This is a genomic window from Streptomyces sp. NPDC002730, assembly GCF_042888805.1.
GTDB lineage: Bacteria > Actinomycetota > Actinomycetes > Streptomycetales > Streptomycetaceae > Streptomyces.
In genome coordinates this window covers 138,684-154,802 of the sequence record NZ_JBIAQG010000007.1, presented here as the reverse complement: position 1 = coordinate 154,802, position 16,119 = coordinate 138,684, and the positions used below count along the sequence as shown (strand labels likewise).

12 protein-coding genes are annotated in these 16,119 nt (G+C 69.7%); 6 read left to right on the top strand and 6 right to left on the bottom strand.

Going from position 1 to position 16,119, the window contains the following annotated elements; translation table 11 throughout:
* Positions 1–159 precede the first annotated feature (159 nt).
* From ACFYXH_RS19420 to ACFYXH_RS19410, 3 genes are all read left to right on the top strand, one after another.
* Entirely contained in the window at positions 160–798 is a 639-nt protein-coding gene (locus tag ACFYXH_RS19420) for a GNAT family N-acetyltransferase (RefSeq protein ID WP_389564206.1), read from the top strand.
* A gap of 204 nt (positions 799–1,002) precedes the next feature.
* Positions 1,003–1,734, top strand: coding sequence for a tRNA-dependent cyclodipeptide synthase (locus ACFYXH_RS19415; protein WP_389564203.1), 732 nt, complete (start codon positions 1,003–1,005; stop codon positions 1,732–1,734).
* A complete protein-coding gene (locus tag ACFYXH_RS19410; protein ID WP_389564200.1) occupies positions 1,709–2,905 on the top strand; it encodes a cytochrome P450 in 1,197 nt (398 codons plus the stop codon). The genes ACFYXH_RS19415 and ACFYXH_RS19410 overlap by 26 nt, the downstream gene beginning before the upstream one ends.
* A 160-nt stretch (positions 2,906–3,065) precedes the next feature.
* On the opposite strand, the gene ACFYXH_RS19405 is transcribed toward ACFYXH_RS19410, so the two are convergent.
* From ACFYXH_RS19405 to ACFYXH_RS19380, 6 genes are all read right to left on the bottom strand, one after another.
* Positions 3,066–4,253 (bottom strand): PQQ-binding-like beta-propeller repeat protein, encoded by a 1,188-nt coding sequence (locus tag ACFYXH_RS19405; RefSeq protein ID WP_389564197.1) that lies wholly within the window; start codon positions 4,251–4,253, stop codon positions 3,066–3,068.
* A complete protein-coding gene (locus ACFYXH_RS19400; protein ID WP_389564194.1) occupies positions 4,253–5,023 on the bottom strand; it encodes a polysaccharide deacetylase family protein in 771 nt (256 codons plus the stop codon). The genes ACFYXH_RS19405 and ACFYXH_RS19400 overlap by 1 nt, the downstream gene beginning before the upstream one ends.
* Positions 5,024–5,421: 398 nt before the next feature.
* Positions 5,422–5,925, bottom strand: coding sequence for an ATP-binding protein (locus ACFYXH_RS19395; RefSeq protein WP_389564192.1), 504 nt, complete (start codon positions 5,923–5,925; stop codon positions 5,422–5,424).
* Between the two features lie 262 nt (positions 5,926–6,187).
* Positions 6,188–6,958 (bottom strand): enoyl-CoA hydratase/isomerase family protein, encoded by a 771-nt coding sequence (locus ACFYXH_RS19390; RefSeq protein WP_389564190.1) that lies wholly within the window; start codon positions 6,956–6,958, stop codon positions 6,188–6,190.
* A gap of 86 nt (positions 6,959–7,044) precedes the next feature.
* On the bottom strand, positions 7,045–8,295 hold the full coding sequence (locus ACFYXH_RS19385) for an Ig-like domain-containing protein (RefSeq protein WP_389564187.1): 1,251 nt from the start codon (positions 8,293–8,295) through the stop codon (positions 7,045–7,047).
* A 185-nt stretch (positions 8,296–8,480) separates the two neighbouring features.
* On the bottom strand, positions 8,481–9,707 hold the full coding sequence (locus ACFYXH_RS19380; RefSeq protein ID WP_389564184.1) for an Ig-like domain-containing protein: 1,227 nt from the start codon (positions 9,705–9,707) through the stop codon (positions 8,481–8,483).
* 167 nt (positions 9,708–9,874) lie between these two features.
* On the opposite strand from ACFYXH_RS19380, the gene glgX reads away from it, so the two are divergent.
* The 3 genes from glgX (at position 9,875) to ACFYXH_RS19365 (ending at position 16,002) form a co-directional block, all read left to right on the top strand.
* Positions 9,875–12,151, top strand: a complete 2,277-nt coding sequence (glgX, locus tag ACFYXH_RS19375; RefSeq protein WP_389564181.1) for a glycogen debranching protein GlgX — start codon at positions 9,875–9,877, stop codon at positions 12,149–12,151.
* Between the two features lie 150 nt (positions 12,152–12,301).
* Entirely contained in the window at positions 12,302–14,113 is a 1,812-nt protein-coding gene (locus ACFYXH_RS19370) for an ABC transporter ATP-binding protein (protein ID WP_389564178.1), read from the top strand.
* Positions 14,110–16,002, top strand: a complete 1,893-nt coding sequence (locus ACFYXH_RS19365) for an ABC transporter ATP-binding protein (protein ID WP_389564175.1) — start codon at positions 14,110–14,112, stop codon at positions 16,000–16,002. The genes ACFYXH_RS19370 and ACFYXH_RS19365 overlap by 4 nt, the downstream gene beginning before the upstream one ends.
* The last annotated feature ends 117 nt before the right edge of the window (positions 16,003–16,119 follow it).

Here is a 16,119-nt window from a genome sequence, read left to right as displayed (position 1 = left end):
GTGCATTACTGACGGGGTCAGATTAGCCGCCCGATTGAGCCCTCCGGGCAGCGGCCAGCCGTTCGAAGGCGACCGTGGCTCTCCTCTCACCCTCGAGCACCCTGCGTACGTCCTCCAGGAAGAGCAGGTGGAGACTGAAGCAGAGGAGAGGGACACGAGATGAGCAGGGCACTGGCGGAGATCCTGGCCGCGGCGGCACGCGGGGAGTTCCCGCCGCCGGACGGATCCATCACCGTGATCGGGCAGCCAAGCGTCCGCGACGCCGGTGTGGTGGCGTTCACCGCGCACTCCGTGGTCTTCACCGACGAGGATCCGGAGTGGGTACGGGCCGAGCTCGCCGCCACCGCCTCCGACCGGCTGGCCGCCGCGATGAACCCGGTGTTCCTGGCCGCCGTGCTGGCCCGTACCGGCCGCTCGATGCACACCATCGATCTGGTGACGGTCGCCGACACGCTGCCGGGCAGACCTGGGCTTGAGCTGCGCGAGATCGAGGACCCGGAGCACCCGCGGGTGGCACGCGCCCTGAAGTTCCGCGACGGGGTGCGGGTCTGGGCCGCGGACGGCGGGGTGCTGGTCCTCGGCCGGGGCCTCGCGGGCCGCTGGGAGGCCGCGATCGAGGTGGACGAGCAGGCGCGCGGCCGGGGCCTCGGCGTGGAACTCGCTGTGGCGGCCCGCCACTTGGTGCCGGACTCGGTGGTGTGGGCCCAGCAGTCGCCGGGGAACGCCCGCAGCGTGCGGACGTTCCAGGCGGCGGGCTTCCGGCCGGTGGGCTCCGAAGCTCTGTTCGAGGCCGGATGAGCCGGATGAGCCGGGCGACAGAAAAGGCTTCAATTACCTTTCCGTAGCACGGAAGTTGATTTTCCGCCCCGCTGGAATCAGTTCTCGCCAAATCCCCGGGGGAGCTTCGTCACTCTTCGCCGCGGCCGGATAACTTCATGGCGTCGCCGCCACACCAGGAGCGCAGGGCTCCCAGGGACAAGCGGCGCAAGGGTGATGTCAACAGTGACGATCACAACCGACTCATTCACGGTCCGGCCCTTCACCCGTAACTGCCACATCATTTGGGACGAGGCCGACCATGTCCTGATCGGGGTTTCCCCGGGGAACAGCTATTTCTCCGCCGCACGTATCACGGAACTCGCCCGCTGGGCGGCGCCGCGCTTCACCGCGGTTGATTTCGTCTATGCCGATCTGCATGTGTCAGCCGTCTTCGCGGCGCTGGGCCACGCCCCGGAGCAGGCCGCCCGGCGTGCGACCAAGGAGCTCAAGGCCGTACGCAGGCGGATTCTGGGCGGCGTGGAGGCCGCCGGGCCGCCGGGCCGGCGGATCGGGGTGCGGGCGCTGTCGGAATTCTCCGGCGATCCGGTGTACGCGCTGCTGAACCGGCGCGTACAGCACTTCCTCGTCACGGACGAGGAATTCCGGAAGAGCTGTGACCGGATGGTCCAGCAGTTCCTGGCGCCCAAACTGTCCGCCGGTGTTTCCATCACCTCCGAGCAGAGATCGGCGTGTCTCGACTACATCGCCGCGGAACTTCCCTTCTTCCTCGACACCCCGGGGATTCTCGGCGTCCCCTCCTCCGTCTCCTGCTATCACGCGCTGATGCCGTTGACGGAACTTCTCTACGGAAAGGGCGGCGGGCTGCGAGCCGCCCGCAATCAGGGCTATGCCGTCGTACGGCCCGAAGCCCCCGAAAGGAGCGTGGACGATGACCACCGAGCCCGAGCAGCTTGATTTCCCGCTCTCCCGGCGGGGCGATGCGCTCCCCGTGGAGTGCACCCGGCTGCGCGAGCAGCAGCCGGTGGCCCGGGTGCGTACGCTCACCGGCGACAGCGCCTGGCTGGTGAGCAGCCACCGGCTGGCCGGCCAGGTTCTGGAGGACAAGCGGTTCAGTCTCAAGGAGACGGCCGCTCCCGGAGTGCCGCGCCAGTACGCGCTGACGATCCCGCCCGAGGTCGTCAACAACATGGGGAACATCAGCAGTGCGGGGCTGCGCGGCGCGGTGATGAAGGCGCTCAACCCACGTGCGGACGAAGGGCTGCACGGCTGGCTGCGTGCCACGGCCGACGAGCTGATCGACAGGCTGCTCGCCGAGGGTCCGCCGGTCGATCTGCGGACCGGCTTCGCCGACCCCTTCTCGGCCGCCCTGCACTGCAGGGTGATCGGGGTGCCGTTCAGCGACTGGCGACGGCTGATGTCCGGCCTGGACATCGCCTTCATGACCAGTTCGCACACCTTCGAGGGCTCGCAGCTCAACTGGTACAAGGACCTCGACTACATGGTCGAGCGGCTGAACGTCCCCGAGTCCGAACGCACTGGACTGCTGGGCCGGCTGGCGGCGCTGCGCGAGGACGAGGAGTCGGCGCATCTGACGGACGAGATGCTCGCCACCGTCGCCGTGTCGCTGTTCGGCGCGGGCGCGGTCTCCACCTCCGCCTTCCTGGTCCTGGCCGTACTGGCGCTGCTCCAGCGCCCGGAGCTGATCGGGTATCTGCGGGAGCACCCGGAGCGGATGGGCGGCGCCGTCGACGAGCTGCTGCGCTGGAACCTGTCGATCGGCGACGGACTGCCGCGCCTCGCTCTCGACGATGTACAGCTCGGTGATGTCCTGGTCCGCAAGGGCGAGTTGGTGCTGGTCCTGGTCGAGGGCGCGAACTTCGATCCCGAGGTCTTCGAGAACCCCGGGCGTCTCGACCTGGAGCGTGCGCACAATCCGCATCTCTCCTTCGGCGGCGGCCGACACTTCTGCCCCGCCTCGGCTCTGGGCCGGCTGCACGCCGAGACCGCGCTGGCCGCGCTCGTGGACCGGGTGCCGCGGCTGCGGCTCGCCGTGCCCGAGGAGCAACTGGTGTGGCGTACGGGCTTCATCAAACGGCTGCCGGAGAGGCTGCCGGTGCTGTGGTGAGCCAGGGGCCTGCCTGGTTGCTGTAACGGGGGGCTGCGCCCCGGACCCCCGTACGCCCTTCCGGGGTTCCCTCAGAGTGTCCTCAATCGCCGGACGGGCCGAGTTTCGGCCCCGCCGGCGATTGAGGCGCGGGGTCCGGGGCGGAGCCCCGGCACACTGCCTAGCGGAAGACGCCCGTGTGGCCCAGCGAGTAGCGGCCGGGCTGCGGATAGACCGCCAGCCCGTGCGGACCGCTGCCCACCGGGATCCGGGCCAGCTGCTTACCGGTCCTGGTGTCGATGGCGTACACCTCGGAGTCGTAACGCCCGGACAGCCACAGCACCTTGCCGTCCGCCGAGACACCGCCCATGTCGGGGCTGCCGCCGTCCGGCAGCCTCCACTTCTTGGTCAGTCTGTTCTGCGCGAAGTCGAAGACGGAGATGGAGCCCTCGCCGCGGTTGGAGATGTACATCTCCTTGGAGTCACGGCTGACGTAGAGGCCGTGGCAGCCCTTGCCGGTGGGCAGCAGTGCGGGCGTGGTGAAATTCTCGCCGTCGAGCACCCACACGCCGTGCGCCATCATGTCGGCGACATAGAAAGTCTTGCCGTCCGGCGAGAGCTTCACGTCCTGCGGCATCGCACCGTTGAAGGGCAGCTTCTGCCGGCCGACGACCTTCATCTTCTCCGTGTCGACCTTCAGCAGCTCCCCGGAGAACTCGCAGGAGACGATGAAGTACCGGCCGTCGGCGGAGAAGTCCGCGTGGTTGACGCCGTAGCAGGCGACCGGGGTGGCCTTGATCCGGTTCATGGTGTGCGCGTCGCGGAAGACGAGCTCGCGGTCCATCGAGGCCATGACGATCGCGTACTTGCCGTTGGGCGTGAAGTAGAGGTTGTACGGGTCGTGCACCTCGACCGGCTTGCCCGCGGCGCCGGTGACCGGGTTGATCGGGGTGAGCGTATGGCCGCGGTTGTTGTTGACCCAGAGCGTCTTCAGGTCCCAGGAGGGGACGACGTGCTGCGGCTGGACGCCGACCGGGATCGTCTCGATGACCTTGTACGTCGTGGGGTCGATGACCGAGACGGTGTTGGAGTTGGTGTTGGGGACGTACACCCGGGACGGGAAGCCCTTGACCGCCGGCGAGAGCCGGCCCGGGCGGTCCGCCGAGTAGATGTCGTGCGGGTCCAGCACGGGCGGCATGCCGCGCAGCCAGGCCGGAGTGACATGCCCGCGCTTGTCGGGCGGCGCGGCGGCCTTGGTGGCGAGCGCCTCCGTCCGGTCGGCGGGTGAGCTGCAGCCCGCGAGGAGGGCGAGCAGGGCGCCCGCGAGCAGCGCGGCGGTCCGCTTGGCGAGGGGAGTCATCGGGTGCATCAGATCAGCAGCTCCGTGGTGGTCACCGCGCGCAGGCCGCGGCGGTTGAGGTCGTCGAGGAGGGCGGGCAGTGCGGCCACCGTGTCCGGAACGCCGAAGTGCAGGCTCACCACCGATCCGCGCTGGATCTGCCCCGTGACATTGCGGGTGACGGCTGTGGCACCGGGCTTGGTGTAGTCGAGGGAGTCGACGTCGTACGAGAGGACGTGCGGGTAGCCGGCCCGGTGGGCGAGTGTGGCGACAAGGGGGGTCGCGTCCCGCGTGCGGGAGGGGCGGAACCAGGTGCCGATGGAGCCGGTGAGCCGGCGCAGCCGTTCGGCACAGCCGGTGATCTCGGCGTACGCCTGCATCTCGGACATCTCCGAGATGCCCAGATGGCGCTGGGTGTGATTGCCGAGGTCGTGGCCGCCGTCGAGAATCCGGCGGGCGAGGTCCGGATACTCGTCGAGCCAGCTGCCGACGGCCAGGACGGTGATTCGGGTGCCGGCCCGTTCGGCCTCGGCGAGTAGGGCCTTGGCGACGGCCGGATCCCCCTGGCCGTGGAAGGTGAGGGCCACCCGGTCCCGGTCGCGGGGGCCGTGCGCGATCCGGGCGGGCTGTCCGGGGAAGCGGCGGGGAGCGGGGGCGGGACGGGAACCCCGGGACGGTGGGGTGGGGGCGGCGGGCGGCGGCGGAGCGGGACTGTCGTCGGTGCAGCTCGTGGCGAGGGCACCCGCGACGGCCGCACCCACTCCTGCGCGCAGTGCCCTGCGGCGGTCGATCGAGGTCACGGGAAGCACAGTAGGCGCGGACCGCCCGGAAGATAACGATTGTCCAAATTCAGAACGTTTGCGGGTCGCGACCGCAGAGGCCCACTCCAAGGCGAGTGGATCAATGAAACACTCGCCGAGAGCGATATCTATTCAGTGATTGCCAGGCGGGTAGCTTACCTCACCTGCGATTCCATTCCAATATGTCATGATTTGCAGGCTTGCATCCGAGTAAGGACTTTTGGCGGCACGGCCCCCGTCTGCCATAGTCGATGGCACGACCCCCATTGACCCGGGCCAGGTCGTCGAAAGCGACCGTGGATACACCCCCCCAATCCACGGCGCTCCACGGAAGCCCCCGCTCAGGGGGCTTCCGTGTTTCCCGGTCCGTTGTTCCCAACCCCTTGTTCTCAGGCTGCTCAGCGGTCGGAGACCCGCATCTCGAACCAGGTGGTCTTGCCGCGGGGCAGCAGATCCACGCCCCACCGGTCGGCGAGCTTGTCCACGAGAAAGAGGCCGCGGCCGCTGGTGTCCATCTCCTGGACCGGCATCAGACACGGCAGCCCGCGGGAGGGATCATGGACCTCGATCCTGATCCAGCCGCGGCGGCGCAGCATCCGCAGCCCGAAGACGCGCGCGCCGGTATGGCGTACGGCATTGCCGACGAGTTCCGAGACGAGTAACACCGCATGCTCGGCGGTCTGCGCGGAGAGCGCCCACTGACGCAGCACCACACACTGGGTCAACCGGCGTGCGGTGGCGGCGGATTCGGGGCGGGAGGGCAGTCGGACTTCCTCGTCCGTCGGGTTGCCGAACAACTCCAGCGCCTTGAGCGCCTGTTCATCCTCGACGGCCGGCACCCATCGCCCGACGGTAGCGCTGCCGCGCTGCCGCGGTTGCTCCACACCCTCCAGGCCCGCCATGCCCCCATCATGGCCGCAATGAGCGGCTTCCGGGGGCGTTCCGGGGGAATAGGACCCCCCGAGAGAACCCTCCTCGGGGGGTCCAACGGCATATGACGCTGGCCCCATTCGGGCACTCATGCACGCACTGAGCTGCCCTGACGCCTTGCTTACGGATGATCGCCCAGCGCAGCGGACCGCTCGGCCTTAAGGCTCCTTTAAGACTCGGCTAAGCCGGCCACAGGGTTGACGCCCAGCGCCGATGTGTCCAACTTACCCGTATTCAGAGGAACTTGGCCTTGCCCGGGCCCTCCTCCACGAAGCTGCGCATTCCGCGCTCGCGGTCCTCCGTCGCGAACAGGCCCGCGAACCAGTTGCGTTCAATGGCGAGGCCCGTCTCGATGTCCGTCTCCAGGCCCGCGTCGATGGACTCCTTGGCGGCACGCAGCGCCAGAGCCGGTCCTTTCGCGAGCTGCGCGGCCCAGGCGCGGGCCTGCTCGTACACCTCGGCTGCGGGGACGACGCGGTCGACGAGACCGAGCGCGAGTGCCTCGTCGGCCTTGACCATACGGCCGGTGAAGATCAGGTCCTTGGCCTTGGACGATCCGATCAGCCGCGAGAGCCGCTGGGTGCCGCCGGCGCCCGGGATCAGGCCGAGCAGGATCTCGGGCTGGCCGAGCTTGGCGTTGTCGGCGGCGATCCGGAAGTCGGCGCAGAGGGCCAGCTCGCAGCCGCCGCCGAGCGCGTAGCCGGTGACGGCGGCGACCACGGGCTTGGGGATACGGGCGACGGCGGTGAAGGAGTCCTGCAGGGCCCGGGACCGTACGACCATCGCCGCGTGGTCCATCGCCTGCATCTCCTTGATGTCCGCGCCGGCCGCGAACACCTTCTCGCCGCCGTACAGGATCACGGCCCGTACGTCGTCACGGCGGGCCGCCTCCTCGGCGAGCTCGCGCAGCCGGTCCTGGATGGCGATGTCCAGGGCGTTCATCGGCGGGCGGTCCAGTCGGATGGTGCCGACGCCTTCGGAGACCTCGAGTGCAACAGTCGTCATGGAGGCAGGTTAACCGGCGCTAACGACAACGGACCCGGTGCTGTTGCTCACAGCACCGGGTCCGGCGTTTCCGGAAGGGGGACGTACTACTTGGTCCACTCCGCCCAGGACATGTTCCAGCCGTTCAGACCGTTCTCCGGAGCGATCTGGCGGTCCTTGGAGTTCTTCACGATCACCACGTCGCCGATGATCGACTGGTCGTAGAGCCAGGCCGCCGGGGTGCCCTCGTCGTACGCCCCGCGGACGTCGCGCAGCCCCACACAGCCGTGGCTGACGTTCGACGAGCCGAACGTCCCGGACGAGGCCCAGTAGTTGCCGTGGATGAAGGTGCCCGAGTTGGACAGGCGCATCGCGTGCGGCACGTCCTTGATGTCGTACTCGCCACCGAAGCCCACGGTGGCGCCGTTCATCCGGGTCACCTTGTACTTCTCGCTGATGACCATCTGGCCGTTGTACGTCGTGGTCGACGGCGCGCCGGCGGTGATCGGGATGGACTTGATCTGCTTGCCGTCCCGTACGACCTTCATGGTGTGCTCACTGGCGTCCACGGTGGAGATCTGGCTGCGGCCGACGGTGAACTTCACCGTCTTGGACTGCTTGCCGTACACGCCGGGGCGGCCCTCGACGCCGTCCAGGTTGAGCTTCACCGTCACCTTGGTGCCGGCGGCCCAGTACTTCTCCGGGCGGAAGTCGAGGCGGTCGTTGCCGAACCAGTGGCCCTCGACCGGCACGGCCGGCTCCGCGGTCACCTTGATGGCCTTCTCGACGGACTCCGGATTGGTGATGCCCCGGGTGAAATTGATCGAGACCGGCATGCCGACGCCGACCGTCGTACCGTCCTCCGGCGTGTACTGCCCGAGGAAGGTGTTCTTCGGGACGAGCGTGGTGAAGGTGGTGTCCTTCGCCGACTCACGGCCGTCCGTGTCCTTGGCGACGGCGTGCACCTTGTACTTGGTGGAGCCCGCCAGATGCTGCAGCGGCTGCCAACTGGCGCCGTCCGCGGCGAGCTTGCCCTCGACCGCGGAGCCCTTGTCGTCCTGGACCGTGACCGTGGTCAGCTTGCCCTTGTCCGCGGTGACCTTGAGTGCGCCGCTGGTGGCGACCGACCGGGCGCCGTCCTTGGGCGCGATGGTCACCACCGCCTGGGAGGCCGCGTTCCCGACCTTCCCGCCGTCCTTCTTGTCCTTGTCGTCACTGCCCTTGTCGGAGCCCCCGCCGCCGCAGGCCGTGACCAGCACCAGCAACGCCCCCAGCACCAGAGCCGGCAGAACGGCGCCCCCGCGCCTGCTTCCGCCTACCGCCCCGGCCGATGCCCCCGATATCGGCTGCCCGTTCAAAATGGTCTTCTCCCCTCGCACGGCCTGGTCGCAGCCACGGCCCGCACCCCCGCGCGCCTCACGCACGCACGGCGATAGATAATCACACCGTGGGTAGTTGAATCTCCCCACGAATGTCACCGTTCAGTCCCAACTTGTCCGCCGGGCTCACCTGAGACGGTGCGGGCCTTGCAGGTCAGCGAGGGTCAGCGCAGCGCGGAACCCTCCTGCCATGCCTTCCAGTCCATGTTCCAGCCGCTGAGACCGTTGGCGGGGTCGACCCGCTTGTCACGTGAGTTGACGACCTCGACCACATCGCCGATGAGTGTCCGGTCGAAGAACCAGCCCGCCGGTGCGTCCGAGCTGCCGCCCTTCTCGTCGCGCAGCCCGACGCAGCCGTGGGAGACGTTCGCCGCACCGAAGGTCTCCGGCGCGGCCCAGTAATTGCCGTGGATGAAGGTGCCCGAGTCGGTCAGCCGCATCGCGTGCGGCACATCCTTGATGTCGTACTCGCTCTTGCCGTCCTTCTTCTTGAACCCGACCGTCGCACCGTTCATCCTGGTCACGTCGTACATCTCCGCGACCACCATCTTTCCGTTGTACGTGGTCGCCTTGGGCGCCCCCGCCGTGATCGGCAGCTTCGCCAGGATCCCGCCGTCACGCCGTACCTCCATGGTGTGCGCCGCCGCGTCGACCAGGGAGACCTGTGAGCGGCCGACGGTGAAGGCGACGGTCTTCTGCTGGATGCCGTACACCCCCGGCGCCGCCTGGACATCGCGCAGTCGCACATCGACCCTGACCTTGGTGCCCGGCTGCCAGTACGCGCTCGGACGGAAGTCGAGTCGCTCCTTGCCGAACCAGTGGCCCACCACCTCGACGGGCGGATCGGAGGTGACGCGGATGGCACGCTCGACGGCTGCCCGGTCCTCGATCTCCCGGTTGAAGTCGAAGGAGACGATCATGCCGGTGCCGACGGTCGAGCGGTTCTCCGGTTTGAAGTAACCGATGAAACGGCGCTCGGGAATCTGTGTGGTGAAGGTGGTGTGGCGGGCCTGACGGTGGCCGTGTCCGTCCAGCGCCACCACGTCGACGCTGTACTTGGCGGCCAGATCGAGGTGCGTGCCCTCGGCCGGCATCCAGCGCAACCCGTCCTCGGAGACCGCGCCGGGGACTTCGGACGGCCGGCCGTCCTCCACCTGCATCACCTTGACCCGCTCGAGCCGCCCGCTGGGCAGCTTCACCATGAGCGGGCCCTCACGGCCGACCCCCTTCGCGCCGTCCTCGGGGATGACCTGGATCGCGTCCTCGGGCGACTGAGGCTTGTTGCCGACCTCGAGCGCCCCGCCGGTGCATCCGGCCAGCCCGGCCATCAGTCCTGCCCATGTCAGGACGACGGCCGCGCCCCGTCCTGCCCGCTTCAGTACATGTCTCACGTACCGACCAACGACCGCCCCCCTCCAGGGGAAACGTGAGCGCGGGGCCATGTTGGTATGAGAGCAGTGCGGGCAGAACAGGTGGGAGGACCACGCGTGGGGTGCCGCGGCCGGGACGCCGTGAGCAGTACGTGCGCGGGGCCCGACGAGCCGCGGGAGGCCGACAGGTGTCGAGCGCAGCCGAGCAGGAGACAGTGCAGGAGGGGGTGCGGGGCGAATCTCCCGGCCCACTCCCGGCGGTCGGTGTCAACGGCCGCCACAGAGAAACGGGCGCCCGCAGGCCGGCCGTGTGGCCGGGGGCGCCGACGCCGCTCGGGGCGCGTTTCCGGGTCGGACCCGACGGGGTCGCGGGTACGAACTTCGCACTCTGGGCGGGCGGGGCGGAGTCGGTGGAGCTGTGCCTGTTCGGCGACGAGGGCGGTTCGTTCACCGAGACACGGCTGCCGCTGACCGAACTGACCCATGAGATCTGGCACGGCTTCGTGCCCGAGGTCCGGCCGGGGCAACGGTACGGATTCCGGGTGCACGGCCGCTGGGACCCGTGGACGGGAGCGCGCTGGAATCCGGCGAAGCTGCTGCTCGATCCGTACGCACGCGCGGTGGACGGCGAGTTCGAACTGCCCGCCGAGGTGTACGGGCATGTGCGCGACTGGCCTCAGCAGCATGTCGCGGACACGGTGCGGGACGACCGGGACTCTGCGCCGTACGTGCCCAAGGGTGTCGTCGTCCACGATGACGCCCCCGACGACGAGTGGATGGACGACCGCAGGCCCAAGACGCCGTGGGCGGACTCGGTCATCTACGAGCTGCATGTGCGCGGGTTCACCAAGCTGCATCCGGGAATTCCCGAGGAACTGCGGGGCACATACGCGGGTCTCGCGCATCCGGCGGCGATCGAGCATCTGCTGCGGCTCGGGGTGACGGCGGTCGAGCTGCTGCCGGTGCACCAGTACGCGCACGAGGACCATCTGCTGCGGCGCGGGCTGCGCAACTACTGGGGCTACAACTCCATCGGCTACTTCGCGCCGCACGCCGCGTACTCGGCGAGCGGGACGACCGGTCAGCAGGTCGGCGAGTTCAAGCGGATGGTGCGGGCGCTGCACGACGCCGGGATCGAGGTCATCCTCGATGTGGTCTACAACCACACGGCAGAGGCGGGTGAGCTGGGTCCGACGCTGTCGCTGCGCGGGATCGACAACCGCGGCTACTACCGGCTGCAGTCGGACGCCCGGACCTACGCGGACTACACCGGATGCGGCAACACGCTGCATGTGGTGCAGCCGCATGTGCTGCGGCTGATCACCGATTCGCTGCGCTACTGGGTGACGGAAATGGGGGTCGACGGCTTCCGCTTCGACCTGGCGGCGGCACTTGCGCGCTCCATGCACGATGTCGACATGCTCTCCCCGTTCCTCGCGGTGATCGCGCAGGATCCGGTGCTGCGGCGGGTGAAACTGATCGCCGAGCCGTGGGACGTGGGCAACGGCGGCTACCAGGTGGGGGCGTTCCCGCCGCTGTGGACGGAGTGGAACGACCGCTACCGCGATGCCGTACGGGACTTCTGGCGCGGCGCGCTGCCCGACGTACGGGACCTCGGATACCGGCTCTCGGGCTCCAGCGATCTGTACGCCTGGGGCGGCCGGCGGCCGTACGCCTCGATCAACTTCGTCACCGCGCACGACGGGTTCACCCTGCGCGACCTGGTCAGTTACGAGCAGAAGCACAACGAGGCCAATGGCGAGGGCAACCGCGACGGCACGAACGACAACCGGTCCTGGAACTGCGGCGCGGAGGGCGAGACCGACGATGCGCGGATCAACGCGCTGCGGCGGCGGCAGCTGCGCAATCTGCTGACGACGCTGCTGGTGTCGACGGGCGTGCCGATGCTGGTCGCGGGCGACGAGATGGGCCGTACGCAGGGCGGCAGCAACAACGCGTACTGCCAGGACAACGAGGTCAGCTGGGTGGACTGGTCACTGCGCGAGCAGCCGGGCCCGCGCGGACTGCTGGAGCTGACGACCCGGCTGCTCGCCCTGCGCCACGCGCATCCGGTGCTGCGCCGCCGCGCCTTCTTCTCGGGTCGCGCGCGGACGGCGGACGGACTGCGGGATCTCGCCTGGTTCACGCCGCACGGCGCGGAGATGACGGAGCGGGACTGGTACGCCCCGGCGTCGACGCTGGCGCTCTATCTCTCCGGGCGCGACATCCCGGGACGTGACGCGCGTGGAGCGGAGGTGACGGACGACAGCTTTCTGACGGTGCTGCACGCGGCGGACCGCCCGGCGAGCTTCCACCTGCCGGGCCCGCCCTGGGCGCAGGCTTACGAGCTGGTGGTCGACACCTCGCGGGAGGACCAGGAGACGGCGCCGGCCACGGTGCATCTCGGCGGGGAGACGGTGACCGTGCCGGCGCGGTCGGTGCTGCTGCTGCGCGTCAGGACGTGACGGAGACGTAGCAGGCGAAGTCGTCCTCGACGGTGCCGGCCCTCGGTCTCGCCCCGGCGGGCAGCAGCGGCTGCGCCGCTGCCGGGATACGACCCGGTGGCGGCAAAATCGGATGAGCGATGTCAGTGGTGAACCGTAGGCTCGCCGCTGATGTCGGAAAAACATGCAGCCACCAGGGACCGGTCCGCCGTGCGTTCGCTGCTGCGGCTGTGGCCGTACGTACGCCCCGTCCGAACGCGCCTTTTCGGCGCGGCATTTGTAGCCGTCGTGGCCTCCTGTCTCGGCCTGGTCATCCCGCTCGTCCTGAAGTGGATGGTGGACGGCCCGGTCGCCGACCGGGACCCCGGCGGGGTCTGGCTCGGTGCGCTGGTGCTGTTGCTGCTGGGCGTCGCCGAGGCGCTGCTCTTCGGTTTCCGGCGGTGGCTGGTGGCCCGGCCGCTGGCCGGCGTGGAGGCGGCCATGCGGGCCGATCTCTACCGGCATCTGCAGCGGCTGCCGGTGGCCTTCCACGACCGGTGGGCGTCTGGGCAGTTGCTCTCGCGCGGCACGACGGATCTGATGCTGCTGCGGATGTTCCTGGCCTTTCCGCTGACCTTCCTGCTGGTCAACGCGACGACCATCCTGGTCGGCTATGTGATTCTGCTGGGCCAGCAGTGGACGCTGGGGCTCGTACTCCTCGCGCCCATCGCGCCGCTGGTGATTCTCTGCTCCGTCTTCGAGTCGCGGTACGCGATCGTCGCGCGGCAGGCGCAGGATCAGGTCGGCGATCTGACGACGGTCGTCGAGGAGAGCGTGCTCGGCATCCGCATCATCAAGGGCTTCGGCCGCCACCGCAGCCAGGCCCGCGCCTTCCGGGGGCTTTCGGAGCGGTTGCGCGGTACGGAGCTGGGCAAGGCGCGGCTGCTGGCCGGGATCTGGGCGCTGATCACGACCATCCCGGAGGTGACGATCGGCGCGGCGCTGGTGCTGGGCACGATCCAGGTCGCCGACGGCGCGCTGTCGGCGGGCACGCTGGTCGCGTTCCTGTCGACGGCGCTGGCGCTGCGCTGGCCGGTGGAGTCGATCGGCTTTCTGCTGGCGATGAGCCAGGAGGCGGCGACGGCGACTGAGCGGTACTTCGAGGTGATGGACGCGGCGGAGGAGTCGTCCGGGGGGTCGCACGAGTCCGGGGCCGCGCACGAGCCCGGTGCCGGCAGCGCCGACGGGCTCCGGTTCGAGGGCGTCGAGTTCCGCTACCCGGACGCGTCCGACGGCGCCGCGCCCGTGCTCGCCCGCATCGATCTGCGGGTACGGCCCGGCGAGACGATGGCCCTGGTCGGCGGCACCGGCTCCGGTAAGACCACGCTCACCGCGCTCGTACCGCGACTGCACGAGGTGACCGCCGGCCGGATCACGCTGGACGGGGAGGACATCGCGGCCATGCCCCGGGAGCGGTTGCGCGAGCTGGTGTCCGTGGCTTTCGAGGAGCCGACGCTGTTCTCGGCGAGCGTCGGCGAGAACGTTCTGATGGGCGCGGAGGGCGCGGGCGGCGAGGAACTGGGCCGGGCCCTGGACATCGCGCAGGCGGGGTTCGTGCAGTCGCTGCCGCACGGCGCCGACACTCAGGTCGGCGAGCAGGGCCTCAGCCTCTCCGGCGGACAGCGACAGCGCCTGGCCCTGGCCAGGGCGGTCGTCGGGCAGCCGCGCTTCCTGGTGCTCGACGACCCGCTGTCGGCGCTGGATGTGCATACGGAGGCGCTGGTGGAGGCGGCACTGCGCAGGGTGCTGGAGGACACGACGGCGCTGGTGGTGGCGCACCGCCCGTCGACGGTGATGCTGGCGGACCGGGTGGCGCTGCTGTCGGGCGGGCGGATCGCGGCGGTCGGCACTCACCAGGAACTGCTGCGTACGAATGGGGAGTACGCCTGGCTGATGTCCGGCGCGGATGCCCAGGAGACCGACGCCGAGGAGGGTGCCCGATGACGTCGTCATCGACGACCACCGAGCCGTACGCCAACGGCGAGGACGACCGTACGGGCGGCGCGACGCCGCCCGTACCTGAGCCGGCGCCGGTCAGGGACGACCCGTTCGACCGGGATGCCCTGCCCGCGCCGCAGGGCGCGACCGGCACTCTGTTGCGGTCGCTGCTCGCACCCCGGCGCCGGTTCGTCACCACCGCCGCGCTGCTCCTGCTGCTCCAGCAGGCCGCCGTCCAGGCCGGTCCGCTCCTCGTCGCGTACGCCATCGACCGCGGCGTACCGGCCTTCCGCACGCACGACTACGGGCCGCTGATCGCCGTCGCCGTCGGGTACGCCCTGTGCGCGTTCGGCGCCGGTGTCCTGCAGTACTCCTTCATCCGCGCCGCCGCCCGCGTCAACCAGGACGTCCTCCTCGATCTGCGCGGCCGGATCTTCCGCCACGCGCAGGCCCTGAGCGTCGACTTCCACGAGCGGTACACCTCGGGCCGGCTGATCTCCCGGTCGACCACCGATGTCGAATCCTTGCGGGAGCTGCTCAGCGAAGGCCTCCAGGAACTGATCACGGTCGTCCTCGCCTTCGTCTACATCTCGGCGATGCTGCTCTGGCTGGACCTCGGACTCGGCGGGCTCGCGGTGCTCTCGTTCGTCCCGCTCTATCTGCTCGTACGGCTCTACCAGCACCGCGCCAAAGCCGTCTACAGCATCCGGTCCACGGCGATCGCCGCCGTCATCGTCAAGTTCGCGGAGACGATGAACGGCATCCGGCCGGTTCGCGCCTTCCGCCGCGAGCGCGCCAACGACGCGGAGTTCCAGGCCCTCAACCACCGCCATGAGCGCACCAACGGCGATGCGCTGCTGGAGATGGCGCGCTACGTCGTCGGCTCCCGGCTCGTCGCCAACATCGCTGTCGCCGGCATTGTGCTGTGGGGCGCGTACCGGGTCGCGGACGGCACGCTGGCGCTCGGTGTGCTGGCCGCCGCCGTCCTCTATCTGCGGCGTCTGTACGACCCGATCGACCGGCTCGGGATGTTCCTCAACTCCTACCAGTCCGCGGCGGCTTCACTCGAGAAGATCGCGGGCCTGCTGGCCCAGACCCCGTCCGTCCCGGAGGCACAGGACCCGAAGGAACTGCCGGCCCGCCGCTCCGGCCACCCGGGCCGCGAGGTCGTCTTCGACGGCGTCCGCTTCGCCTACCGCACCGGCGGCGAGGTGCTGCCCCGCTTCGATCTGACGATCCCGGCCGGCCAGACCGTCGCCGTCGTCGGCTCGACCGGCGCGGGCAAGTCCACGCTCGCCAAGCTGCTGGCCCGCTTCTACGACCCTACGGAGGGCAGGGTCCTCCTCGACGGCGTCGAGCTGCGCGAGCTGGCGACGCCGGAGCTGCGGCGCGGGGTGGTGATGGTGACCCAGGAGGCGTTCCTGTTCTCCGGGACTGTCGCGGAGAACATCGCGATCGGGCGGCCGGACGCGTCCCGCGAGGAGATCGAGCGGGCGGCGAAGGCGATCGGCGCGCACGACTTCATCAGCGGCCTGCCGGACGGCTACGACACGGACGTACGCAAACGGGGCGGCCGGATCTCCGCCGGCCAGCGACAACTGGTGGCCTTCGCCCGCGCGCTGCTCGCCGACCCGGCGGTGCTGATCCTCGACGAGGCGACGAGCTCGCTCGACATCCCCGGCGAACGGGCGGTGCAGCGCGCGATGGACACGGTGCTGCACGGGCGCACGGCGGTCGTGATCGCGCACCGCCTGTCGACGGTGGAAATCGCGGACCGGGTGCTCGTGATGGAGCACGGCCGCATCGTGGAAGACGGCGCGCCGGGCCGGCTGATCGCCGGGGAGGGCCGCTTCGCGGGCCTGCACCGGGCGTGGCGGGACAGCGTGGTGGGGTGAGGTTGCGGTGCGTCGTCGGCGCCGGCGCGTGCGGGCGTGTATCCGGCGGCTGATGTCGACGGGGCTCGCTCCATTCGGCGCGCGCGATCGGTCCGGAGCTGGTCTGCTGGTTCGGGG

Coding starts and splice junctions, on each gene's coding strand:
- ACFYXH_RS19420 (WP_389564206.1), top strand. CDS start 160: ATGAGCAGGGCACTGGCGGAGATCCTGGCCGCGGCGGCACGCGGGGAG.
- ACFYXH_RS19410 (WP_389564200.1), top strand. CDS start 1,709: ATGACCACCGAGCCCGAGCAGCTTGATTTCCCGCTCTCCCGGCGGGGC.
- ACFYXH_RS19405 (WP_389564197.1), bottom strand. CDS start 4,253: ATGCACCCGATGACTCCCCTCGCCAAGCGGACCGCCGCGCTGCTCGCG.
- ACFYXH_RS19395 (WP_389564192.1), bottom strand. CDS start 5,925: ATGGCGGGCCTGGAGGGTGTGGAGCAACCGCGGCAGCGCGGCAGCGCT.
- ACFYXH_RS19390 (WP_389564190.1), bottom strand. CDS start 6,958: ATGACGACTGTTGCACTCGAGGTCTCCGAAGGCGTCGGCACCATCCGA.
- ACFYXH_RS19370 (WP_389564178.1), top strand. CDS start 12,302: ATGTCGGAAAAACATGCAGCCACCAGGGACCGGTCCGCCGTGCGTTCG.
- ACFYXH_RS19365 (WP_389564175.1), top strand. CDS start 14,110: ATGACGTCGTCATCGACGACCACCGAGCCGTACGCCAACGGCGAGGAC.